Source organism: Immundisolibacter sp., assembly GCF_050250495.1.
GTDB lineage: Bacteria > Pseudomonadota > Gammaproteobacteria > Immundisolibacterales > Immundisolibacteraceae > Immundisolibacter.
Window position 1 is genome coordinate 24,068 of the sequence record NZ_JBFWOM010000001.1, and the last position, 20,671, is coordinate 44,738.

A 20,671-nucleotide genomic window follows, 5' to 3' on the forward strand; every position below is an offset into this window, starting at 1 on the left:
CCGCCCGGCGTTGTCAGTGCGCCTTGCCGTTGGCGCCGCTGGTGCCGCCCATCACCCGATCCGTCCAGGCAATGCCAAGCGCTGACAGGATGAACGCGCAGTGGATGATGGTCTGCCACATCACGCTGGCCTCGGTCATCGCGGTGCACTTGGTGCCCGCGGCGACCGCCGAGCACAGCGGCAGCGCGCCGAGCGTGCCGGCCTCGATGAAGGTCTTGAGCAGGTGGATCGACGAGATGCCAACGATGGCCAGTGCCAGCTTGACCTTCAGTACGGTGGCGTTGACGTGCGACAGCCACTCCGGCTGGTCCTGATGGCCCTCGATGCCGAGCCGGGACACGAAGGTTTCGTAACCGCCGACGATGACCATGACCAGCAGGTTCGAGATCATCACCACGTCGATCAGCCCCAGCACGATCAGCATGACCTGCTGCTCGTTCAGTTCGAAGGCGCCGTGCACGAGGTGCCACAGCTCCTTGACGAACAGCACCACGTAAACGCCCTGGGCGACGATCAGTCCCAGATACAGCGGCAGTTGCAGCCAGCGGGACGAGAAAATCAGCGCCGGCAGCGGCTTGATGCGCGGGTTCTGTGGGGAATCCATGGGGGTGCGGGTTTGAGGTGAGGCCAACGCGGCGGGGCGGCATGGTAGCCGCGGTTGGCGCGGCGTTCCAAGCCCCGAGTGGCCACTCAGGGCAGGTCGAAGGCGTACTCCATGATCAGCGGCGCGTGATCCGAGAAGCGCTCGTCCTTGTGGATGCGCGCCGAGCGCACGCTGCCCCGAAGGCCGGGCGACACGATCTGGTAGTCGATGCGCCAGCCGACGTTCTTTGCCCAGGCCTGGCCGCGGTTCGACCACCAGGTGTACTGATCGGCCTCCTGATTCACCACGCGAAACGCGTCCACCCAGCCGAGTTCATCGAACAGCAGGTCGAGCCAGGCGCGCTCCTCGGGCAGGAAGCCCGAGTTCTTCTGGTTGCCGCGCCAGTTCTTGATATCAATCTTCTTGTGGGCGATGTTGATGTCGCCGCAGATGATCCACTCGCGCCCGTCCGCCAGCATCTGCCGCAGCAGTGGCGTCAGGCGCGCCATGATGTCGAACTTCACCTGCTGGCGCGCCTCGCCGCTGGAGCCGGACGGCAAGTACAGCGACACCACGCTGAGCGGACCGTAGTCGAGTTGCAGCCAGCGCCCTTCGGCGTCGAAATCCGCCCAGCCGAGACCCTCGACCACCCGGTCAGGCGTGCGCCGGGCGTACAGACCGACGCCGCTGTAGCCGGGCTTTTGCGCATCGTGAAAAAATCCCTGACATCCGGACGGCGCCAGCATGTCGGCGCTCAGCTGCGGGCGCTGCGCCTTGGTCTCCTGCAGGCAGACCAGGTCGGCCTGTTCGCGTTCAAGGAAGCCTGCCAGGCCTTTCTTCCAGGCCGAGCGGATGCCATTAGCGTTCAAGGTGATGATTTTTGTCGGCACCTGGGTTCCCACTGGCGCCAAAAGGGCAACCAATTGTTCTAAATAGGATAAAGCTTTATGGAAGTGTACCAGCGGGAGTTCTTTGAGTTCGCCATCGACTGCGGCGTCCTGAAATTTGGTGGGTTCACCCTAAAGTCTGGCCGAATCAGTCCGTATTTCTTTAACGCAGGACTGTTCAACACGGGCGAGCGCCTGCGGCGTCTCGGCAGTTACTACGCCGCGGCGTTGGTGCGCTCGGGCGTGGAGTTCGACCTGCTGTTCGGGCCGGCCTACAAGGGCATCCCGCTGGCGGCTGCCACGGCGATTGCCCTCGCCGCGGAGCACGGCCGGGATATGCCCTACGCCTTCGACCGCAAGGAGGCGAAGGATCACGGTGAGGGTGGGCTGATTGTTGGCGCGCCACTCGCCGGGCGCGTGGTGGTAGTGGATGACGTGATCTCGTCGGGGCTGTCCGTGCAGCACTCGGCGGGGCTGATCGAGGCCGCCGGGGCGCACCTCGCGGGCGTGCTGGTGGCGCTCGACCGGCAGGAGCGCGGTCAGGGCGAGCGGTCCGCGGTGGCGGAAGTGGAGGCCCGCCATGGCGTGCCGGTTGTGGCAGTGGCAGGTCTTGACGAGCTGGTGCAGTACATCGAGGTTCAAGAAGAACATGCAGCCCACACAGAATCGATACGCGCCTACCGGGCGAGATACGGGGCGAGTTGAGCCGTGGCGCGTGGCCGCGCTGTTGCTGCTCGCCCTGCTCGCCGCGACGCCCACGTCCGCCGATGCGGGCCGGCTGTTTCGCTACCGCGACGCGCGCGGCGTGATGCATATCAACACCAACCTGCCGCCGGGACAGGCGCAGGGCGCCTACGAAGTGCTCGACGAGCGGACCTTGAAAGTCCTGAACGTCGTGAAGGCACCGCCGAGTGCCGAGGAATTACGCCTGGCCGCGGAGCAGCGCCGTGCGACCATGCTGGCCGAACAGACGGCGAAGAAGGCCGCCGACGACAAGCGTGCCGCGCAGACAGAGCAGTCGTTGCGCGACCGGATGCTGTTGCAAACATTTGCGACTGAGGCGGACCTGACGCGCATGCGCGACGCCAAGCTCGAAAATCTCGACCTCATCCTGCGCGCCACCGAGAACACCATTGGCCACCTGCAGCAAAACCTGCGGCGCAGCGACCAAGTGCTGTCCGAGCACAAGGCAGCGGGTCGCGCGCCCCCCGCGACTGTGGTGACGGCGCGTGCCCAGACGGCAGCGGACCTTGCGGATCAAGAAAAGTCAGCGCTGCGCACGCGTGCGGAACAGGACCAGATGCGCACCCAATTCGCGGCCGATCTTGATCGGTACCGCCGCCTGACGGGCTCGCTAAAGACAGCCACCCCCTGACGGGTCGATGGTCGATCCAGGCGAGATTCAGTCTGCCGCCGTCATCAGCCGCAGCCACTGCCGGTACTGCGTGTGGGTGAAGGTCTCGTCGTCAATGTCGCTGCCGCTGAACTGCGGCGACAGGCCGAGCGCGCGGGCGTTGTCGTCGGCGCCCGGCGTCAGATGCGTCATGCCGCGGAAGTGGCCCTGTAGGTACGGCCGCTTGGAGGCCTTGAAGCCGCGCTGACAGGCTTCCATCACCGCCTGATCGTCGGGCGTGGCGAGGCCGGCGGGGCCGAGAAAATCCTCGAACTGGCGCAGGCGCCGCTCGCGTGCGGCCTTCGGTTCGCCCTTCGGCGCCACGCAGTACACCTCGACCAGCGTCTCATCCACCGACAGCGGGTGCACCATGCGCACGGTGCTGGAGGACTGGTCCATGATCAGCAGGTTCGGGAACACGACGAGGTTGCGCACCGCGTCGATCATCCAGCGCGCCTTGTCGGGCCCGAACTCGCGCGTGATGCGCTCGCGCTGGAAGCCGAGCGGCCGGTCGTCACCATTCGGCATCAGGCCCCAGTCCATGCTGTGGCCGTTCTCGAACTGGTAGCTGCCGCCCGGCAGGCTCGCCATCTGCGTGGGGTCGATGGTCTTGATGCTGCTGGCGGCCTTTTTCTGGCGCTCCATGATCAGACCGATGTAGCTCGTGTGCACCGGGAAGAAGTGGTAGCCGTCGATGTTCTCGAGCTGCATCTTCCAGTTGGCCTTGCAGGTGTAGCGCACGGCGCCGCGCAGCAGCTCCAGGCCCTGCGGCGACTGGTCGGCCATGGCGTCGATGATCGCCGCCGAGCCGCCGAGGTGCTGCTCGATGGGCGGCACGGCGTCGCTCAGGCTGCCGAAGATGAAGCCGCGGTATACGCCGACCTTGACCCGCGCGAGGTCGTGCGACAGGCCGGCAAAGTAGCCGGTATAGCCGCCGCGCGGCTCGGCGTCGATGTTCACGCAGCGGCCGGTGCTGTCGTACACCCAGCCGTGGTATGGGCAGGTCAGCGTGCGCTTGTTGCCGCGTTTGCTGGCCGTCAGCTCCGCGCCGCGGTGCGAGCAGCTGTTCAGGAACGCGTGCACCTGCCCGTCGTCGCCGCGCGTGACCAGCACGGGTTTGAGGCCAATGCGGGCGGCGACGAAGTCGTGCGCGTTCGGGATCTGGCTCTCGTGCGCCAGGTACACCCAGGTCGATTCGAAGATGTTGCGCATCTCGAGCTCGAAGATGGCCGGGTCCGAGAAGATGCGCCGCGCGACCTCGAACTTGCCCTCCTCGGGCGCGTCCTGCACGCAGTCCAGCAGCTCGGCAAGGTTCAGGCCCGCGCGGTCGGTCATCTGGTCCATGGGTGTCTCCTGCTCTGATGTCTGGGCCGGCTGTGGCCGGCCCTGGTTATGCGAAAAGTCCGGCGTGAAACCGGCTCAGCCGAGCGCGGCAATGATCTCGGCCGCCGTCGCCACGTCGCAGCGGCCGGCCATACGCTTGACGGTAATGTCGTGCGCTTCCTGCGTAGCGCATATGCAGCAGTCCTCGGCGAGGATGTTGCTGTAGCCGCGGTCGCAGGCGTCCCAGTGGGTGGACTCGACCACCGCGTCTGTGCTGACGCCCGACAGGATGACGTCGGTAATCCCGTGGCTGTCGAGCACCTCCTGCAGGCCGGAGCTGACAAACGCGCTGAAGATGCACTTGTAGACGATGGTCTCGCCCGGCAGCGGCTTGACCAGGTCGGCAACATCGCCGCCCCAGGTGCCGCGCTTGCACACGTTGCCGCCGCCGACCAGCTGGAAGAACCCGCCGCGGTGCGGCATGCGCGGCTGCACGCCGGCTTCAAGATCGATCAACACGTGGATCACCGGCACGCCCTTGGCACGGCAGGCGTCCATCAGGCCGCGCAGCTTGGCAAGCATGTTGGTCTTCTGGATCATGCCCGCAAAGCCGAGTGCCTGTGCCATGGGGGAATCGGGATGCGTGATGTCGTTTTGCACGTCCATGACCAGCAGGGCGGTCTTGGATTTGTCGATTGTGAGGGCCATGCGATTTCTCCGGCGGTGGACTGGCGGTTGAACCTGAACGAGCGATCGGATTCTAGGGTGGCGCCGCCAGCGCGGCAATCGCGGGGCCGCTTTGCGTGCCGGGGGCGCGCATGAACAGCCTGTTGTGGATTGTGGCGCTGCTGCTGATCGCAAGCGTCGTCGCCTATCGCCAGCCCGGGCGCACCCCAGCAGCCGGTGTGCTCGGCGCGGCGCTGCTGGTCGCCACGCTCGGCGGCCTCTCGCTTTGGTTCGCGCTACCGCTATGGCTGCTGTGGGTAGCGTTTGCGATGCTGCTGCACGCGGACGACTGGCGACGGCAATACGTGACGAAGCCGGTGCTCGCCTTCTACCGCCGCCAGTTGCCGGTGCTGTCGGATACCGAACGCGAGGCGATGGAAGCCGGCAGCGTGTGGTGGGAGCGCGAGCTGTTCTCGGGCCAGCCCGACTGGGAGCGGCTGGAAGGGTTTGCGGACCGCCCGCTGCGGGAAGACGAGCAGGCCTTTCTCGACGGGCCGGTCGAGCGCCTGTGCGCGCGGCTCGACGACTGGCGCATCACGCACGTCGATGCCGACTTGCCGCCCGATGTGTGGCAGACGCTGCGCGATGAGGGTTTCTTCGGTCTGCTGATCCCGACCGAGTACGGCGGCAAGGGCTTCAGCCACCGCGCGCACTCGGCCGTCGTCATGAAACTCGCCAGCCGAAGTGTGACGGCCGCCATCACCGCCATGGTGCCGAACTCGCTCGGTCCCGGCGAGCTGCTGCGTCACTACGGCACCGACGCGCAGAAAGAACACTACCTGCCGCGCCTGGCGCGCGGGCAGGACGTCCCCTGCTTTGCGCTGACCGGGCCGCAGGCCGGCTCCGATGCCGGGGCGCTGCCGGACATCGGCGTCGTCTGCCGCGGCCAGCACGACGGGCGGGACGTGCTCGGCGTGCGCCTCACCTTCGAGAAGCGCTACATCACACTCGCTCCGGTGGCGACGCTGATCGGGCTCGCGTTTCGCCTGCGCGACCCGGATGGCCTGCTCGGCGGCGACGTCGAGCGCGGCATCACCGTACTGCTGCTGCCGGCGGACACGCCCGGCGTCGAGCGTGGGCGGCGCCATCTGCCGCTCGACGTGCCGTTCCAGAACGGGCCCATCGTCGGACGGGACGTGTTCGCGCCGCTCGAATGGATCATCGGCGGCGAGGCGGGCATCGGCCGCGGCTGGCAGATGCTGGTCAGTTGTCTCTCGGAAGGCCGCGGCATCTCGCTGCCGGCGCTGTCGACCGGCGTCGCCAAGGTCGCCGTGCGCTACACCGGCGCGTATGCGCGGGTGCGCGAGCAATTCGGCCTGCCGATTGGCCGTTTCGAGGGTGTGCAGGAGGCGCTGGCGCGCATCGGTGGGCGCTGCTACCAGATGGACGCCGCCCGGCGCCTGACGCTGCACGGGCTCGACGCGGGCGAGAAGCCGGCGGTCGTCACGGCGATTCTGAAATACCAGCTCACCGAGCGCGGCCGGCAAGTGGTGAACGACGCCATGGACGTGCAGGCCGGCAGTGGCGTGATGCTGGGCCCGCGCAACATCATGGGCCGCTACTACCAGGTGATGCCGGTGGCGATCACGGTCGAGGGCGCCAACATCCTCACCCGGAACCTGATCGTGTTCGGTCAGGGCGCGGTGCGCGCGCATCCGTACCTGCTGGATGAAATGCTGGCGGCGCAGGACGACGACGCCGAGCAGGCGCTCGACCGCTTCGACCCGCTGCTGCTGGCGCATGCCGCCTACGCGCTCGGCAACGCGGCGCGCGGCTTCTGGCTGGGGCTCTCGCGCGGCCGGATCGCGCAGGTGCCGGGCGATGGCGACATCGGTCGCTACCAGCAGCGCGTGGCGTGGCTTAGCGCGGCCTTCGCCTTTGCCGCCGACGTGACGCTGCTCGTCGTCGGCGGTGATCTCAAGCGCCGCGAGCGGTTGTCGGCGCGTCTCGGTGACGTGCTGTCGGAGCTGTACCTGGCGAGCGCCGTGCTATGGCGCTACGAGCAGGATGGCCAGCCAACGGACGACCTGCCGCTGCTGCGCTGGGCGCTCGACGATTGCCTCGCGCGCGCCGGCGACGCGCTCGACGCGCTGTTCGCGAACTACCCGAAGCGCTGGCTCGGCCGCCTGCTGCGTGGCCTCGTGTTCCCGACCGGCCGCCCGCGTGGGCCGGACGACGAACAGGATCGCCACGTCGCCGAGTTGCTGCTCGCGCCCGGCGACGCGCGCGATCGCCTCAGCGCCGGCATTTACCGGTCGAGGGACACGGCCGAGGCCACCGGCCGGCTGGAAATCGCCGCGGAACTCGCCGATGCGGCGACCCAGGCGCGGCGGGCGCTGCGCGGCGCGCTTGCCGCGGGCGCCGACGAGGACGTGCTCGCGCAGGCGCAGGCAGCGGGCGTGATCGACGCCAAGCAGGCGGACGTGCTGGCGCAGTACGAGGCGCTGGAGCGCGAAATCATCGCCGTCGACGCGTTTGCGGCGGCGAGCCTGAAACGCGGCGCGTGAGCCAGTCTGCGGCACACGACGCCATCCCCTGGCAGCAGGCCGGCACGCTCGCCGGGCTGCTGCGCGAGCGCGTGGCGCGCAGCCCGCAGCGCGTCGCCTACCGCTACTTCGCGGATGACGCCTGGCAGACGCTGACATGGGCCGAGGTCGCGGCGCGTGTCGGGCGTTTTCAGGCGGCGCTGCGCGCCGAGCGCCTGCCGCCGGGCGCCCGCGTGGCGGTGATGCTGCCGAACGGCCCGGACTGGGTGTGCTTCGACCTCGCCGCGGCGGCGCTGGGTCTGGTCACGGTGCCCATCTACGCCGCCGACCGACCGGACAACGCGGCGTATCTGCTGGAGCACTCCGGCGCCGCGCTGCTGCTCGCGCAGTCGGCGGAGCAGTGGTCCGCGCTGCTGCCGCACGGCTATCTCGGCGCCCTGCAGCGGGTGGTGCTGGCAAGCGACGACGCGGACGACGACCGCGTACTGTCGCTCGCCCATTGGCTGCCGGCGGCGGGCGAATTCGCCGTCGAGTGGACCGATGGCGAGGCGCTCGCCAGCATTGTCTACACGTCCGGCACCAGCGGGCGGCCGAAGGGCGTGATGCTGCGACACCGCAACATGCTGTGGAACGCGGACGCCGCCGAGCGCATGTCGCCGGTCACGCCGGACGACCTCTTCCTGTCCTTTCTGCCGCTGTCGCACACGCTCGAGCGCACCGTCGGCTACTACCTGCCGATGCTGGCCGGGGCACCGGTGGCGTTCGGGCGCGGCATCCAGCAACTGGCCGACGACCTGCGCGCAGTGCGTCCGACGGTGCTGGTGTCGGTGCCGCGCGTGTTCGAGAGGAGTGCCGTCGCCATTCGCAGCGCGATCGACGCGCGCGGCCCGGCGGTGCGCTGGCTGTTCGAGCGGATGGTCGACCTTGGCTGGCGCGAGTTCGAGTTCGCGCAGCGCCGTGCGTCTGCGCCCCTGTTCAAGGCGCTATTGCCGGTGCTGCGCGCGCGGCTTGCACAGCCCGTGCTGGCGCAACTCGGCGGGCGTCTTCGCATGGCCATCTGCGGAGGCGCCGCGCTGCCGCAGGACGTGGCGCGCCTGTTCATCGGCCTCGGACTGCCGTTGCTGCAGGGTTATGGCCTCACCGAGGCGAGCCCGGTGCTGACCGTCAACACGCTCGAATCGAACCGCCCCGACAGCGTCGGTCTTGCCCTGCCGGATGTGGAGCTGCGCCTCGGCGACGACGGCGAACTGCTCGCCCGCAGCCCCGGCGTGATGCTCGGTTATTGGCAGAACGCCGACGCCACCGCCGCCGTGCTCGACGCCGACGGCTGGATGCACACGGGCGATCTTGCCGCCGAGCGCGACGGCCACTGGACGATCACCGGGAGACTCAAGGACATCATCGTGCTAGGCAACGGTGAGAAGGTGCCGCCGACCGACGTCGAGCACGCGCTGATGCTCGATCCGCTCGTCCATCAGGCGCTGCTGGTCGGCGAGGGGCGGCCGTACCTGGCCGCCGTGCTCGTGCTGCATGCCAAACCCTGGGCCGAACTCGCGCGCTCGCTGGGCGTCGACCCGGACGCGCCTGCCGCGCTCGCCGACCCGGCCGTTCAAAAGGCCGTGCTGGCGCGCGCCGACGCCGCGCTGCACGCCTTCCCGGGCTACGCCCGCCTGCGTCGGGTGCACCTCACGCTCGACGAGTGGACCGAGACCAATGGCCTGCTCACGGCAACACAGAAGGCGCGCCGCGGCAAGCTGCTGGAGCACTACGCCGAAGCCATCGATCGGCTTTACCGTAAGTAAGCGGGATCGCGCGGACCGGTCGGAACACCAGCCCTCTACCCTGCCGGCGGCCGCTCCAGGCGATACGGGGTCGCGTCCACCGGCGTCCGTCCGCCCGCCAGCAAGGCGCGGATCACCGCCGCCGAAGCCGGCGCCAGCGTGAGACCGCTTCGGTAGTGCCCGGCGCTCACCACCAGGTTCTCAAAGCGCGGGTGGCGGCCGATGTAAGGCACGCCGTCGGCACTGCCCGGCCGCAGACCGGCCCAGTGCGCCACCTGCGGCGCGTCGGCAAGATCCGGCACCAGGCGCGCGGCCGCGGCGCGCAGCGAGGCGGCACCCGAAGGCGGCACCGCCTTGTCGAAGCCGACGTGTTCGACCGTGCTACCGGCCAGCACCAGTCCATCTCGGCGCGGCACGAGGTAATGATCCTCGGCCAGCAGCACGTGGCGTACATGCCCTGGCGGCGTTTGCAGGGCCAGAATCTGTCCGCGCACCGGGGCAATCGGCAGATCGATGCCGCAAGCGCGCAGCAACTGGCCGCTCCATGCGCCGCCCGCCACCAGCAGCAGGTCCACCGGCCGGCGGCCGTGACGCGTGTCGAGGCCGACCACGCGTGTGCCCCGCGTGGCAAAGCCGAGCACCTCGCAGTGCTCCTCGAAGCGCACGCCCGCACGCTCCAGCGCCACGCGTGCTGCCCGCAGCAGGCGTGGGTTGCGAATCTGTGCCACGTCCGGCAGCAGCAGACCTCCAGCATGGGCAACGAGTGCGGGTTCGGCGGTGCGCAGCGCTGCGGCGTCCAGCCGTTCGGTAGGCACCCGCCACTGCGCGGCCCATTCGCCGGCAGCATCTGCGTCCGGGCAGTCCGGCAGCAGCAGCCCGCTCACCGTGAGCTGCGGGTCGATGCCCGATTCGTCCGCCAGCGCCTCTACGAGGTCGGGATACGCCCGCTGGCTCCACAGGCTGAGCGGGTGAATGGCCTGCGGCTGGCGCCACGGGTGCAGCGGCGACAGGATGCCGCTGCCCGCCCAGGATGCCTCGCGGCCGATCTCGCCGCGGTCGAGCACCGTGACGTCAAGTCCGGCCGCGCGCAGTTCGCGTGCCGCCAGCAGTCCGATGATGCCGCCGCCGACGATGCTGACATGCGCCACGTCAGGCGAATGTCAGGACTGGGGCGCGACGTAGCCTTCCGGCTTGTCGGCACCGCCGCCGAACAGGAATTTCTCCATTTCCTGCTGCAGGAACTTGCGCGCCTCGGGGTCGATCAGCGTCAGGCGGTTCTCGTTGATCAGCATGGTCTGGTGCCCAAGCCAGGTCTGCCAGGCCTCGCGCGACACCTGCTCGAAGATGCGCTGGCCGAGCGCGCCGGGATACGGCGGGCGGTCCAGGCCCTCGGCCTGCCGGCCCAGGACCACGCAGTTGACGGTACGCATCGGATTCTCCAGCGAAGGCGTCAGGCCCGAAGCAGGCGCGAAACGGGCGCCGCCAGGCCAAGACGCGGGGGGTTGATCGGGTTATACCAAAGCAGGTCCGGGGCGTCCAAAGCCGCATTGGCCGGCGCGACGGCGCATTCCAGCGGCGTGATGCGCAGCCGGAAATGGCTGAAGGTGTGCGTGAACGGCGCCCCGCGTTCGGCATCGCCGACGATTTCGAGCCCGTAGCGCCGCCGGCATTCCTGCGCCAACCCGGCCTGATCGTCATCGAACGCCGGCAGCGACCACAGCCCGCCCCAGATGCCGGCCGGCGGGCGGCGCTCCAGCAGCACGCTGCCGTCGGCCCGGCGCAGCAGCAGCAGCGTGGTATCGCGCTGCGGCAGCACGCGCTTGGGCCGTGCCTGCGGGTAATCCGCTGCGGTGCCGGTGGCGTGCGCCACGCAGTCCGCCGCCACCGGGCAGTCCGCGCAGCGCGGCCGGCGGCGCGTACACACGAGCGCGCCCAGATCCATGATAGCCTGCGTGTAATCGGCGGCGTCGCCGGGCGGCGTGTGGCGCTCGGCGAGCTGCCACAGCGACTTGTGCACGGCCGCCTCGCCCGGCCAGCCGGCGACCGCCTGATGGCGGCACAGCACGCGCTTGACGTTGCCGTCGAGGATCGGCTGCCGCTGGCCGTGCGCCTGCGCCAGGATGGCGCCGGCCGTCGAGCGGCCGATGCCGGGTAGCGCGGTGAGCGCCTCGATGTCCTCGGGCAGCTCGCCGCCGTGCTCGCGGCACACGATCTGCGCGGCGCGGTGCAGGTTCCGTGCCCGGGCGTAGTAGCCAAGGCCGGTCCACAGGTGAAGCACCTCGTCGAGCGGCGCCGCGGCCAGCGCCGGCAGGTGTGCCAAGCGCGCCATGAAGCGCTCGAAGTACGGGATGACGGTGGCGACCTGCGTCTGCTGCAGCATGATTTCCGACACCCACACCCGGTACGGCGTGGGTGGCCGCTGCCAGGGCAGGTCGTGCCGGCCGGCGCGCGCGTGCCAGGCCAGCAGGCGGTCGGCGAAGGCGTCGATGCGCTGCGCGCTCACGGCGCGTCGGCGGCGGCCAGCAGCTCGCGCACGAAAGGCAGGGTCGGATGCCGCTGCGCGGCGAGCGTGGCGCGCTCCAGCCGGTCGAGCGTCGCCAGCAGGTCGCGCAGGTCGCGGCTGTGGTGGCGCAGCAGGTAGTCCGCCACGGGTTCGGCGAGCGTCAGGCCCTGCTCGGCGGCGCGGCGCAGCAGCAATGCACGCTTGTCGGTGTCGCCCAGCGGCTCCAGGTGGCAGATCACGCCCCAGCCGAGACGGCTGCGCAGCTCCGGGCGGCGCAGGCCGAGCGCGGTTGGCGTAGCGCTGCCGGTGACGATGAGGCGCCCGCCGCCGGTGCGCAGCCGGTCGTAGAGGTGAAACAGCGCGAGCTCGGCCGGCTCGTCGCCGGCGACGGCGTCGAGGTCATCCACGCACACGAGGGCGAACTGCTCGAAGTCGCGGACGGCCTCGACCACGCCGGCGGCGCCAAGCTCGCGCAGCGGCAGACAGGCGCCGCGCAGCCCGTGCGCCTGCGCCGCCGCGAGCGCGGCGCTCAGCAAATGCGTCTTGCCGCTCGCCGGCGGTCCCCACAGGTACAGCGGCGTGCGCTCGCGGCCGGTGGCCAGGCGCTGCGCCAACTGACAGGCGCGCGCGCCGCCCCGGCCGGGCGCGCCGATGAAGCCCTCGAAGGTCTGGTCCGCCCGCAGGCGCAGTTCGAGCGGCTGCTGGGCGCTCAGCACGGCGGCTCCTCGGCATACCACTCGCTGTCGCGATAGCGCGCCAGCGCCCGGCGCAGCAGCACCAGCAGCACCGCGCTCACCGGCAGCGCCAGCAGCACGCCGAAAAAGCCGAACAACTGCCCGCCTGCCATGACGGCGAAGATCACCGCCACCGGGTGCAGGCCGAGCCGGTCGCCGACCAGCAGCGGCGTCAGCACCAGGCTTTCCAGCAACTGCCCGGCCGCGAACACGCCGCCGATGGCCGCCAGATGCACCACGTCCTGGAACTGGATGAGGCCGACGATCAACGCCAGCGTGATGCCGATCACCCCGCCCAGGTACGGCACGAAGGTGACCAGCCCGGCGGCAAAACCGATCAGCAGCGCCTGGTTCAGGCCGACCACGCTGAGTGCCACCGCGTAAAACGTGCCCTGCGCCAGCATCACCAGCAACTGGCCGTGCAGAAAGCCGCCCAGCACGCGGTCGGCCTCGCCGGCGAACTCGCGCACCGCCGGCCGCCAGCGGTTCGGCAGCAGGGCGTCGATGTGCGCGATCAGTTGCGGCCAGTCGCGCAGCAGATAGAACGTCACCACCGGCACCGCGATCAGGTTCACCAGCAGCCCGATCAGGCCAAGACCGGAGCTGACGAGTTTGCCGAGCCCCTGCGCCGCGTAGGTGCCCGCCTGCGCCCAGTGCTCCTGCAGCCAGTCGCGCGCGGCGGCCACCGACAGCATGTCCGGCGGCAGGTCGAAGGTGGCCGTGGCCCAGGGCACCGCGGTCTGTTCCAGCCAGTCCAGGAAGCGCGGCAGTTGTTGCAGCAGGCTGATGAGCTGGCGTTGCAGCGCCGGAATGGCGAACAGCATGGCGAGCAGCCCCGCCAGCGCCAGCACGCCGAAAACCAGTGTGGTGGCCCAGCCACGCGGCAGCAGCCGCTGCAGGCGCTCGACCAGCGGGTCCGCGATGTACGCCAGCAGCGCCGCGCCGAAGAACGGCGCCAGCACCGGCCCCAGCAGATAGCACAGCAACGCCGTGCCGAGCACGCCGGCGGCGATCAGCAAGCGGCGGCGCAGCTGTGTGGTCATGGCTGGTACCGGTAGTCGGGTGAATCGGTGTTGCGCGCGAACGGCGCGCCGGGCTCGACGCGCCCGGCGAGCGCGGCCTCGCCGCCGGCAAGTTCGAAGCCGAACACCGCCCGCCCCTGGCCGAGCGCCACCGGCCGCAGCCCGCGCAGGCCCGGCACGCGCGACAGATGCTCCCAGACGCGCGCATAGGCGGCCATGTCGTCGACGCCCAGAATGCTGACCTGCACCGCCGCCGGCGGCCCATCCGGCACCGACGCGATCGGCGCCAACTGGCCGCCCACGCGGTCGAACGCGGCATCCACCGCCGCCTGCGGGCTGTCGCCCTCGGCCGACCACGTGGCGTCCTGCCGCCCGGGCAGGGTCAGGCGAAGATCGGCGTGCCAGCGATCGGCACCGCCGTGCACGCGGCCGAACAGCACGCCGTCCGGCCGGTAGCGCGCGGCGGCGGTATCGAGCGCTGCCACGCTCGCCGGGTCGGCGGGGTCGAGCGTCGGCGGCAGCGTGCCGCGCTCGGCAAGATCAAGCACCGGCAGCAGCAGCGGGACGCCGCGCGCAGCGGCCGATTGCGCCACCGCCGCGGCGAGATCCGGCGGCTCGTCCGCGCCGAACCAGGTCGGCGATTCACCGTCCAGCAGCAACCACAGCAGCAGCGTGGGGCGCCGATCCGGCGGCGCCGCCACGTGCTGGGTGTCGAGAAAAGTACGCACCGCGGCGGGCTCGAAGCGCGCCTCGATCAGCGGTGTGTCGTCGTCACCGGTCCGGGTGGCAAAACCGAGCAGTGCACCCTGCGCCGCCCGGCGTCCCGCTGGCTGCTGCGCCAGGGTGGCGACTGCTGCGCGCCCGGCGACCTGCGCCAGCACCTGCCCGAAGGCCGTGGTCACGGCGTTGTCGCGGGCGGCCTCGCCGGCGTCGGCGAGCGGCGCGCTGGCCTGGTAAAGATCGAGCGCAAGCGCCGGCCGCCACGGGCCGAGCGCCAGAACCATACAGACGAACGGCAGCAGCGGACGCATCGGGGCGAGCTAGGCGGGTAACCGGGGAGCGGCTACCATTGTGCCCCGAACCGTGTTTCCACGTGAGTTTTCCCCATGGGCGAGCAGCCCACCTCTGGTCTGAGTTACCGCGACGCGGGCGTCGACATCGACGCCGGCAACGCCCTGATCGATCGTATCCGTCCGCTCGCCGCGCGCACCCGCCGGCCGGAACTGCTCGCCGGCATCGGCGGCTTCGGCGCCCTGCTGGAACTGCCGAAGCGCTTTCGCGAGCCGGTGCTGGTGGCCGGCACCGACGGCGTCGGCACCAAGCTGCGTCTGGCCATCGACCTTGGCGTGCACGACACGGTCGGCATCGATCTGGTCGCCATGTGCGCCAACGACGTGCTGGTGCAGGGTGCGGAGCCGCTGTTCTTTCTGGATTACTTCGCGACCGGCAAGCTCGACGTCGACACGGCCGCCGCGGTGGTGGGTGGCATCGCGCGGGGCTGCGAGCTGGCGGGCGCCGTGCTGGCTGGCGGCGAGACCGCCGAGATGCCCGGCATGTATCCGGCGGGCGACTACGACCTCGCCGGCTTCTGCGTCGGCGTGGTCGAGAAAGTGCGCATCCTGGACGGTCAGGCCATCCAGGCCGGTGATGCCGTGATAGGTCTGGCATCGACCGGCCTGCACTCGAACGGCTACTCGCTGGCGCGCAAGGTGGTGGAGCATGCCGGGGCGGACCTGAATGCCCCCTTCGGCGACAGCACGCTCGGTGCGACGCTGCTCGCGCCGACGCGCATCTACGTGAAGCCGGTACTGGACCTGCTCGCCGCGCTGCCGGTGGTCGGCATCGCCCACATCACCGGCGGGGGGCTGGTCGAGAACATCCCGCGCGTGCTGCCAGATGGCCTCGCCGCGCGACTCGATACGCGCGCCTGGCGGCGGCCGGCCATCTTCGACTGGCTGCAGCAGCACGGCGGCATCGCGGATGCCGAAATGTGGCGCACCTTCAACTGCGGCGTGGGCCTGGTCGTGATCCTGCCGGCGGCGCGCGCCGACGAGGCCATCGCGCGCCTCACGGAAGCCGGCGAGAGCGTGTTCCACATCGGCGAGATTGTGCCGCGCGGGGACGGCCCGGGCGTCGTGCTGGCGCCGTGACGGCGCAGCCGCTGCGCCTGGCGGTCCTGCTCTCCGGCCGCGGCAGCAACCTCGATTCCATCCTGCGCGCCTGCGCGGCGGGCACGCTGCCGGCGCGGGTGGTGCAGGTCATCAGCAACCGCCCCGGTGCGGGCGGCCTCACGCTCGCCGCGGCCGCCGGCGTACCGGTAGCGGTAGTCGATCACCGGCAGTTCGCGGATCGCGCGGGCTTCGAGCGGGCGCTCGACGCGCAGCTCGCCGCCGTGCCGTGCGACCTTGTCGTGCTGGCCGGCTTCATGCGCGTGCTGACGGCCGACTTCGTGGCCCGCCACCGCGGTCGGCTCATCAACATCCACCCCTCGCTGCTGCCGGAATTTCCGGGCCTCGACACCCACGCGCGGGCGCTGGCCGCGGGCGTCGCCGAGCACGGCGCGAGCGTGCATTTCGTCACCGCCGCCGTGGACGGCGGGCCGCTAGTCGCGCAAATCCGCGTGCCGGTGCGCGCCGACGACACGCCGGATACGCTCGCCGCCCGCGTGCTGGCCGCCGAACACCGCCTCTACCCGACGGTCTTAGGCTGGTACGCACGGGGCCGCCTGACGCTGGCGGGTGAGCAGGTGCAGCTCGATGGGCTGCCCTTGGCTGCGCCCGTGCCATTCGCCGCCGCAGGAGAACGCGATGACTAGGCAGATCTGGAACTGCGCGCTGGCGCTGCTGCTGTGCGCCGGCGCCGCGCAGGCCGCCCCGCCCGGCCAGTGGCAGGCGGCCTACACCGTGCGCCAGGGCAGCATCGAAGGCGGCGAGGCGGTGCAAAGCTACACGGCCGACAAGGGCCGCTACCGCATGACGCTGGATGTCACCCCCGGCGGCGTGGTGGCCATGTTCACGCAGGAAACCTTCCACGACGAGAGCACCGGCACCGTCGGCAAGCAGGGCTGGCAACCGCAGCGCTATGTCCACAAGCGCGTCGGCGGGCGCAAGCAGCGCGACCACGACTTCGCGTTCGACTGGCGCGCCGGCCGGACCCGCGAGCGCGAGGGCGACCGGCCGCCGGCCGTGTTGCAGCCGGGCACGCTCGACGAGCTGACCTACGTCGAGGCCCTGCGCCGCACGCTCGCCCAAGGCGGCACCGCCATGACGGCGCCGGTGCTGTACGGCTCCGACGGCGAAATCCGCGACTACAAGCTCGAAGCCCTGGGCGAGGAGCAGATCACCACCCCGGCCGGCACCTTCAAGACCATCAAGGTGCAGCGCACGCAGACCGGCGGCAAGTACGCCGTCACGCTGTGGTGCGCGCCGGAGCTCGACTACTTCCCGGTGCGCATCGACCGCGAGAAGCGCGGCCGCTCGCAGGGCACGCTGCTGCTGAAGCGCTACACGGGCGGCGGACGCAGCGTGCCCGCGCCGGCCACCGCCGGCCCTGCCCCGGCCGCCAACGGCGGTTGACCGGGGCGAGGCCTCGGCTCCAGCGCCCTGCCGTACGCGGACTGCTGGAGCTGGCGTCCAGACTCACGCAAACCGCGTGATCTGCTCTACCCGTTGCGGGCGCCGAACCGGCTGCGCAGCGGTGACTGCGGCAACCTGTCGCATGGCGTTTGCAGGCCACCCTGATTACCGTTCCGGCTTCGATTTTTCGGCCCTGTCGCCCTGCCGACGGGGCGATCGTTCCACTGCCGAAGCCCAACCATGTCCGTTGCTGTTCGCTCTTCCCTTGCGCTGCTGACGCTCGCCGGCCTGGCGAGCCCGCTCCTCGCCGAAGAAACTCGCATCCCGATCGTGGCCGCTCCGGAATTGCCGGCACTCGGCAGCGCGCCCGACGCCACGCTGTCGGCGGACGCGATCGCCGAAGGTCGCTACCGCAGCGGCGACACCGCCGCGCTGCTGCGCAATCTGCCGGGAGTCGCCGTGTCCGGCGGCAGCGGCCTTGCCGGGCTGCCGGTGGTGCGCGGCCTGGGTGACGATCGCCTGCGCATCAAGGTGGACGGCATGGATCTCGTATCCGCCTGCCCCAACCACATGAACTCGCCGCTGTCGTATCTGGACCCGACCGCCGTTGCCAAGGCCGACGTCTACGCCGGCATCGCGCCGGTGAGTCTCGGCGGCGACAGCATCGGCGGCACCATCGTCGTCGAATCCGCGCCAAGCCTGTTCGCCGAGCCGGGGCAGACGCTGCTCACCGGCAGCGCCGGCGCGTTCTATCGCAGCAACGGCGACGGCCGCGGCGTGAATCTCACCTCCACGCTCGCCGGCGCCAACGTGAGCCTCAACTACACCGGCAGCGGCACCAGGGCCAACAACTACGACGCCGGCGGCAGCTTCAAGCCCGGCGCACCCGTGGCCGGCGGCGGCTGGGTGGACGGCGACGAGGTCGGCTCCACCGCCTACCGCAGCGTGAATCACGCCGTGAAGCTCGGCCTGCGCGGCACAGACCAGCAGGCGGATATCAGCTACCGCTACCAGCACGTGCCGTTCGAGGGCTTCCCGAACCAGCGCATGGATCTGACCGACAACGAGACCGACCAGGTCAACGCCGGCTACCGGGCGCAGTTCGGCTGGGGCGATCTCACCGCCCGCGCCTATCACGAGGCGACCGACCACCGCATGAACTTCGGCGACGACCGGCAGTTCTGGTACATGGACGCGCCCGGCATGCCCATGCAGACCCGCGGGCGCAACACCGGCGCCACGCTGGCCGCCGCGCTGCCGCTCACCGACATCGACACGCTGCGTCTTGGCGCCGAATACCAGCGCTACCGGCTGGAAGACTCCTGGCCGCCGTCCGGCAGCGGCATGATGATGGCGCCCGGCACCTTCCAGAACATCAACGACGGCCAGCGCGACCGCCACGCCGCCTACGGCGAGTGGGAGCGGCGCTGGGACGATGCCTGGCAGACCCTGCTCGGCGCGCGCTACGAGCGCGTGCGCATGGACGCCGCCGACGTGCACGGCTACAGCATGATGTACGCCGGTGACGCGGCCGCCTTCAACGCCCGCGATCACGGCCGCAGCGACGACAACTGGGACGTGACCACCCTGCTGCGCTACACGCCCGGCAGCACCGCCACCTACTCGGCGGGCCTGGCGCAGAAAACCCGCTCGCCGAACCTCTACGAGCGCTACACGTGGTCCGGCAACGCCATGGCCGCGATCATGAACAACCTGGTCGGCGACGGTAACGGCTACGTCGGCAACCTTGATCTGGACCCGGAAATCGCCCGCACGCTGAGCCTCGCTGCCGACTGGCACGACGCCGCGCAAACCCGCTGGAGCGTGCGCCTGAGCCCGTACTACACGCGCGTCGAGGACTACATCGACGCCCGCTGCGCGCCGGGCAAGACCTGCCTGCCAAACCGCTTCAACGTGCTCCAGTACGACAACGTCTCGGCGCGCCTGTACGGCGTCGACCTGTCCGGTCACATCAAGCTCGCCCGCGGCACGGCGGCGGGCGACTTCACCCTCGACGGCGTGTTCGGCTACGTGAACGGCGAGAACCGCGACACCGGCGACGGTCTCTACAACGTGCACCCGCTGCATGGCACGCTCAGCCTCGGCCAGACGCTCGGCGGCTGGCGCAGCGCGCTCGAAGCCGAATGGTGGGGCCGCAAGGACGACGTGTCGGATGTGCGCAATGAAATCGAGACGGCGTCCTACGCGCTGCTGCACCTTCGCACCAGCTACACGTGGCGGCAGGTGCGCGTCGATGCCGGCGTCGAGAACCTGTTCGACCGCCGCTTCGCGCTGCCGCTCGGCGGCGCCTACGTCGGCCAGGGCAGCACCATGGGCATCAACAGCGTGCCGTGGGGCATCGCCGTCGCCGGACCGGGGCGGTCGCTGTACGCGGGGGTGAGTTACAGCTTTTGAGGGCGCCGGCGCGAGGCACGCTTTTGCAGCGACGCGCGAGGTGAAACACTCCGGTGCTGGTCGCGGAGGGCGTGACACCTCCGCCGTGGCCCGCGAGCCGTTGGAGCCCCATGCGCAGCAACTACGTCCTGATCGACTACGAAAACGTGCAGCCGCAATCGCTGGCTGGCCTGCACGCCGACCACTTCAAGGTGCTGCTGTTCATGGGCGCCAATCAGAGCAAGGTGCCGTTCGAGGTGGCGGATGCCATGCAACGCCTGGGTGAGCGCGCGCAATACGTCAGGATTTCCGGCAACGGCCCGAACGCGCTCGACTTCCATATCGCCTTCTACATCGGCCACCTGGCGTCCACGGATGGGGCGGCCTACTTTCACGTGATCTCTAAGGACGCCGGGTTCGACCCGCTGATCCAGCACCTCAAGACCAAGAACATTTTCGCCAGCCGCAGCAAGACCATCGAGGACATCCCGCTGCTCAAGATCGCGAACGTCAAGAGCCTGCCGGAGAAGATCGATCTGGTGGTCGCCAACCTGCGCCAGCGCGGCAGTTCCAAACCACGCACGCTGAAGACGCTGTCGAGCACGATTCAGTCGTTATTCCAGAAGCAGCTCGCCGAGCCGGATCTGGCGGAACTGCTGGCCGAGCTGCAACGCCGGGAGCTGGTGACGGTCACCGAGAACAAGGTCTCGTACGCGCTGCCGGACCCCGACGCCTGAGCTGGGTGTCAAGCCCGAAGGGTCAGGCCAGCGTCCTGATCACCCCGATCGCCTCCGCCACGTGCTGCCTGGCGCGCAGCTGGCTGGAGAACATGTGGCGAATGGTGCCGCTGCCATCCAGCACGAAGGTGACGCGCCCCGGCAGCAGACCGAGCGTGGCCGGCACGCCGTAGGCCTTGCGCACGGCGCTGTCCCGGTCGCTCAGCAGCACGAACGGCAGGCGATGCTTGCCGGCGAAGCGGGCGTGTGACTCCGGGGGGGCGGAGCTGATGCCGATGACCTCCGCCCCGGCCTGCTTGAAATCCTCGTACTGGTCGCGAAACGCGCAGGCTTCTGCGGTGCAGCCGGGCGTGTCGTCCTTCGGGTAGAAGTACACGACGACCGGCCGGCCCTGGTAGTCGGCGAGCGACACGCTGCGGCCGTCGCCGGTGGGCAACGTGAAGGCAGGCGCCTTGTCGCCGAGGTTGAGCGTCTTGCTGGCGGCCATGGACTTCTCCTCAGGTGTGGGGATGCGCGAGCATGCGCCG

At 70.1% G+C, this 20,671-nt stretch carries 20 protein-coding genes; 9 read left to right on the forward strand and 11 right to left on the reverse strand.

The features are described from left to right. Nucleotides 1–13 precede the first annotated feature (13 nt). The gene (locus tag AB7F93_RS00130) at nucleotides 14–604 is read right to left on the reverse strand and encodes a TIGR00645 family protein (protein ID WP_428300835.1); all 591 of its coding nucleotides are present in this window, start codon (nucleotides 602–604) and stop codon (nucleotides 14–16) included. 86 nt (nucleotides 605–690) lie between these two features. Then, nucleotides 691–1,452 carry an exodeoxyribonuclease III gene (locus AB7F93_RS00135; RefSeq protein WP_428300836.1) on the reverse strand — a complete coding sequence of 254 codons (762 nt, stop codon included), beginning with the start codon at nucleotides 1,450–1,452 and terminating at the stop codon, nucleotides 691–693. Between the two features lie 78 nt (nucleotides 1,453–1,530). Here AB7F93_RS00135 and pyrE point away from each other — a divergent pair, with 78 nt between their 5' ends. Together pyrE and AB7F93_RS00145 are read left to right on the forward strand one after the other, a co-directional pair. After that, nucleotides 1,531–2,175 (forward strand): orotate phosphoribosyltransferase, encoded by a 645-nt coding sequence (pyrE, locus tag AB7F93_RS00140; protein WP_428300837.1) that lies wholly within the window; start codon nucleotides 1,531–1,533, stop codon nucleotides 2,173–2,175. A gap of 10 nt (nucleotides 2,176–2,185) precedes the next feature. After that, on the forward strand, nucleotides 2,186–2,845 hold the full coding sequence (locus tag AB7F93_RS00145; protein ID WP_428300838.1) for a hypothetical protein: 660 nt from the start codon (nucleotides 2,186–2,188) through the stop codon (nucleotides 2,843–2,845). A 27-nt stretch (nucleotides 2,846–2,872) separates the two neighbouring features. On the opposite strand, the gene AB7F93_RS00150 is transcribed toward AB7F93_RS00145, so the two are convergent. Beyond that, the gene (locus AB7F93_RS00150) at nucleotides 2,873–4,207 is read right to left on the reverse strand and encodes an aromatic ring-hydroxylating oxygenase subunit alpha (RefSeq protein WP_428300839.1); all 1,335 of its coding nucleotides are present in this window, start codon (nucleotides 4,205–4,207) and stop codon (nucleotides 2,873–2,875) included. Between the two features lie 75 nt (nucleotides 4,208–4,282). Beyond that, nucleotides 4,283–4,894 (reverse strand): cysteine hydrolase family protein, encoded by a 612-nt coding sequence (locus AB7F93_RS00155; RefSeq protein WP_428300840.1) that lies wholly within the window; start codon nucleotides 4,892–4,894, stop codon nucleotides 4,283–4,285. Between the two features lie 110 nt (nucleotides 4,895–5,004). On the opposite strand from AB7F93_RS00155, the gene AB7F93_RS00160 reads away from it, so the two are divergent. Both AB7F93_RS00160 and AB7F93_RS00165 read left to right on the forward strand, forming a co-directional pair. Continuing rightward, a complete protein-coding gene (locus AB7F93_RS00160) occupies nucleotides 5,005–7,419 on the forward strand; it encodes an acyl-CoA dehydrogenase (protein WP_428300841.1) in 2,415 nt (804 codons plus the stop codon). Continuing rightward, nucleotides 7,416–9,200: an AMP-dependent synthetase/ligase gene (locus tag AB7F93_RS00165; protein ID WP_428300842.1), complete on the forward strand. Its 1,785-nt coding sequence runs from the start codon at nucleotides 7,416–7,418 to the stop codon at nucleotides 9,198–9,200. Before AB7F93_RS00160 ends, AB7F93_RS00165 begins: the two co-directional genes overlap by 4 nt. 35 nt (nucleotides 9,201–9,235) lie before the next feature. On the opposite strand, the gene thiO is transcribed toward AB7F93_RS00165, so the two are convergent. Genes thiO through AB7F93_RS00195 form a run of 6 tightly spaced genes read right to left on the reverse strand, consistent with a single transcriptional unit; the run spans nucleotide 9,236 to nucleotide 14,469 of the window. Next, nucleotides 9,236–10,327, reverse strand: coding sequence for a glycine oxidase ThiO (thiO, locus tag AB7F93_RS00170; protein ID WP_428300843.1), 1,092 nt, complete (start codon nucleotides 10,325–10,327; stop codon nucleotides 9,236–9,238). Between the two features lie 12 nt (nucleotides 10,328–10,339). Then, the gene (locus AB7F93_RS00175) at nucleotides 10,340–10,609 is read right to left on the reverse strand and encodes an oxidative damage protection protein (RefSeq protein WP_428300844.1); all 270 of its coding nucleotides are present in this window, start codon (nucleotides 10,607–10,609) and stop codon (nucleotides 10,340–10,342) included. Between the two features lie 20 nt (nucleotides 10,610–10,629). Then, on the reverse strand, nucleotides 10,630–11,682 hold the full coding sequence (gene mutY / locus AB7F93_RS00180) for an A/G-specific adenine glycosylase (protein ID WP_428300845.1): 1,053 nt from the start codon (nucleotides 11,680–11,682) through the stop codon (nucleotides 10,630–10,632). Next, nucleotides 11,679–12,398 carry a DnaA regulatory inactivator Hda gene (hda, locus tag AB7F93_RS00185; protein WP_428300846.1) on the reverse strand — a complete coding sequence of 240 codons (720 nt, stop codon included), beginning with the start codon at nucleotides 12,396–12,398 and terminating at the stop codon, nucleotides 11,679–11,681. Before hda ends, mutY begins: the two co-directional genes overlap by 4 nt. Continuing rightward, nucleotides 12,392–13,459 (reverse strand): AI-2E family transporter, encoded by a 1,068-nt coding sequence (locus tag AB7F93_RS00190; protein WP_428300847.1) that lies wholly within the window; start codon nucleotides 13,457–13,459, stop codon nucleotides 12,392–12,394. Before AB7F93_RS00190 ends, hda begins: the two co-directional genes overlap by 7 nt. After that, on the reverse strand, nucleotides 13,456–14,469 hold the full coding sequence (locus tag AB7F93_RS00195) for a DUF2066 domain-containing protein (RefSeq protein WP_428300848.1): 1,014 nt from the start codon (nucleotides 14,467–14,469) through the stop codon (nucleotides 13,456–13,458). Before AB7F93_RS00195 ends, AB7F93_RS00190 begins: the two co-directional genes overlap by 4 nt. A gap of 75 nt (nucleotides 14,470–14,544) precedes the next feature. Between AB7F93_RS00195 and purM the strand changes: the two genes are divergently transcribed. The 5 genes from purM to AB7F93_RS00220 all read left to right on the forward strand — a co-directional run bounded on the left by purM (nucleotide 14,545) and on the right by AB7F93_RS00220 (nucleotide 20,144). Then, nucleotides 14,545–15,588, forward strand: a complete 1,044-nt coding sequence (gene purM / locus AB7F93_RS00200; protein WP_428300849.1) for a phosphoribosylformylglycinamidine cyclo-ligase — start codon at nucleotides 14,545–14,547, stop codon at nucleotides 15,586–15,588. After that, entirely contained in the window at nucleotides 15,585–16,253 is a 669-nt protein-coding gene (gene purN, locus AB7F93_RS00205) for a phosphoribosylglycinamide formyltransferase (protein ID WP_428300850.1), read from the forward strand. The genes purM and purN overlap by 4 nt, the downstream gene beginning before the upstream one ends. Beyond that, on the forward strand, nucleotides 16,246–17,013 hold the full coding sequence (locus AB7F93_RS00210; RefSeq protein ID WP_428300851.1) for a DUF3108 domain-containing protein: 768 nt from the start codon (nucleotides 16,246–16,248) through the stop codon (nucleotides 17,011–17,013). Before purN ends, AB7F93_RS00210 begins: the two co-directional genes overlap by 8 nt. A 240-nt stretch (nucleotides 17,014–17,253) precedes the next feature. Continuing rightward, nucleotides 17,254–19,428: a TonB-dependent receptor plug domain-containing protein gene (locus tag AB7F93_RS00215; RefSeq protein ID WP_428300852.1), complete on the forward strand. Its 2,175-nt coding sequence runs from the start codon at nucleotides 17,254–17,256 to the stop codon at nucleotides 19,426–19,428. A gap of 110 nt (nucleotides 19,429–19,538) precedes the next feature. Continuing rightward, complete coding sequence (locus AB7F93_RS00220; protein WP_428300853.1) at nucleotides 19,539–20,144, forward strand: PIN domain-containing protein; 606 nt, start codon at nucleotides 19,539–19,541, stop codon at nucleotides 20,142–20,144. Nucleotides 20,145–20,166: 22 nt separating this feature from the next. Here the strand turns inward: AB7F93_RS00220 and AB7F93_RS00225 are convergent, their stop codons facing one another. Next, entirely contained in the window at nucleotides 20,167–20,631 is a 465-nt protein-coding gene (locus tag AB7F93_RS00225; protein WP_428300854.1) for a peroxiredoxin, read from the reverse strand. Nucleotides 20,632–20,671 lie beyond the last annotated feature (40 nt).

What these genes read in the sequence shown, in the direction of transcription:
- AB7F93_RS00130 (WP_428300835.1), bottom strand. Translation starts at nt 604, where the DNA reads ATGGATTCCCCACAGAACCCGCGCATCAAGCCGCTGCCGGCGCTGATT.
- pyrE (WP_428300837.1), top strand. Translation starts at nt 1,531, where the DNA reads ATGGAAGTGTACCAGCGGGAGTTCTTTGAGTTCGCCATCGACTGCGGC.
- AB7F93_RS00150 (WP_428300839.1), bottom strand. Translation starts at nt 4,207, where the DNA reads ATGGACCAGATGACCGACCGCGCGGGCCTGAACCTTGCCGAGCTGCTG.
- AB7F93_RS00155 (WP_428300840.1), bottom strand. Translation starts at nt 4,894, where the DNA reads ATGGCCCTCACAATCGACAAATCCAAGACCGCCCTGCTGGTCATGGAC.
- AB7F93_RS00160 (WP_428300841.1), top strand. Translation starts at nt 5,005, where the DNA reads ATGAACAGCCTGTTGTGGATTGTGGCGCTGCTGCTGATCGCAAGCGTC.
- AB7F93_RS00175 (WP_428300844.1), bottom strand. Translation starts at nt 10,609, where the DNA reads ATGCGTACCGTCAACTGCGTGGTCCTGGGCCGGCAGGCCGAGGGCCTG.
- AB7F93_RS00190 (WP_428300847.1), bottom strand. Translation starts at nt 13,459, where the DNA reads ATGACCACACAGCTGCGCCGCCGCTTGCTGATCGCCGCCGGCGTGCTC.
- AB7F93_RS00195 (WP_428300848.1), bottom strand. Translation starts at nt 14,469, where the DNA reads ATGCGTCCGCTGCTGCCGTTCGTCTGTATGGTTCTGGCGCTCGGCCCG.
- purM (WP_428300849.1), top strand. Translation starts at nt 14,545, where the DNA reads ATGGGCGAGCAGCCCACCTCTGGTCTGAGTTACCGCGACGCGGGCGTC.
- AB7F93_RS00210 (WP_428300851.1), top strand. Translation starts at nt 16,246, where the DNA reads ATGACTAGGCAGATCTGGAACTGCGCGCTGGCGCTGCTGCTGTGCGCC.
- AB7F93_RS00215 (WP_428300852.1), top strand. Translation starts at nt 17,254, where the DNA reads ATGTCCGTTGCTGTTCGCTCTTCCCTTGCGCTGCTGACGCTCGCCGGC.
- AB7F93_RS00220 (WP_428300853.1), top strand. Translation starts at nt 19,539, where the DNA reads ATGCGCAGCAACTACGTCCTGATCGACTACGAAAACGTGCAGCCGCAA.
- AB7F93_RS00225 (WP_428300854.1), bottom strand. Translation starts at nt 20,631, where the DNA reads ATGGCCGCCAGCAAGACGCTCAACCTCGGCGACAAGGCGCCTGCCTTC.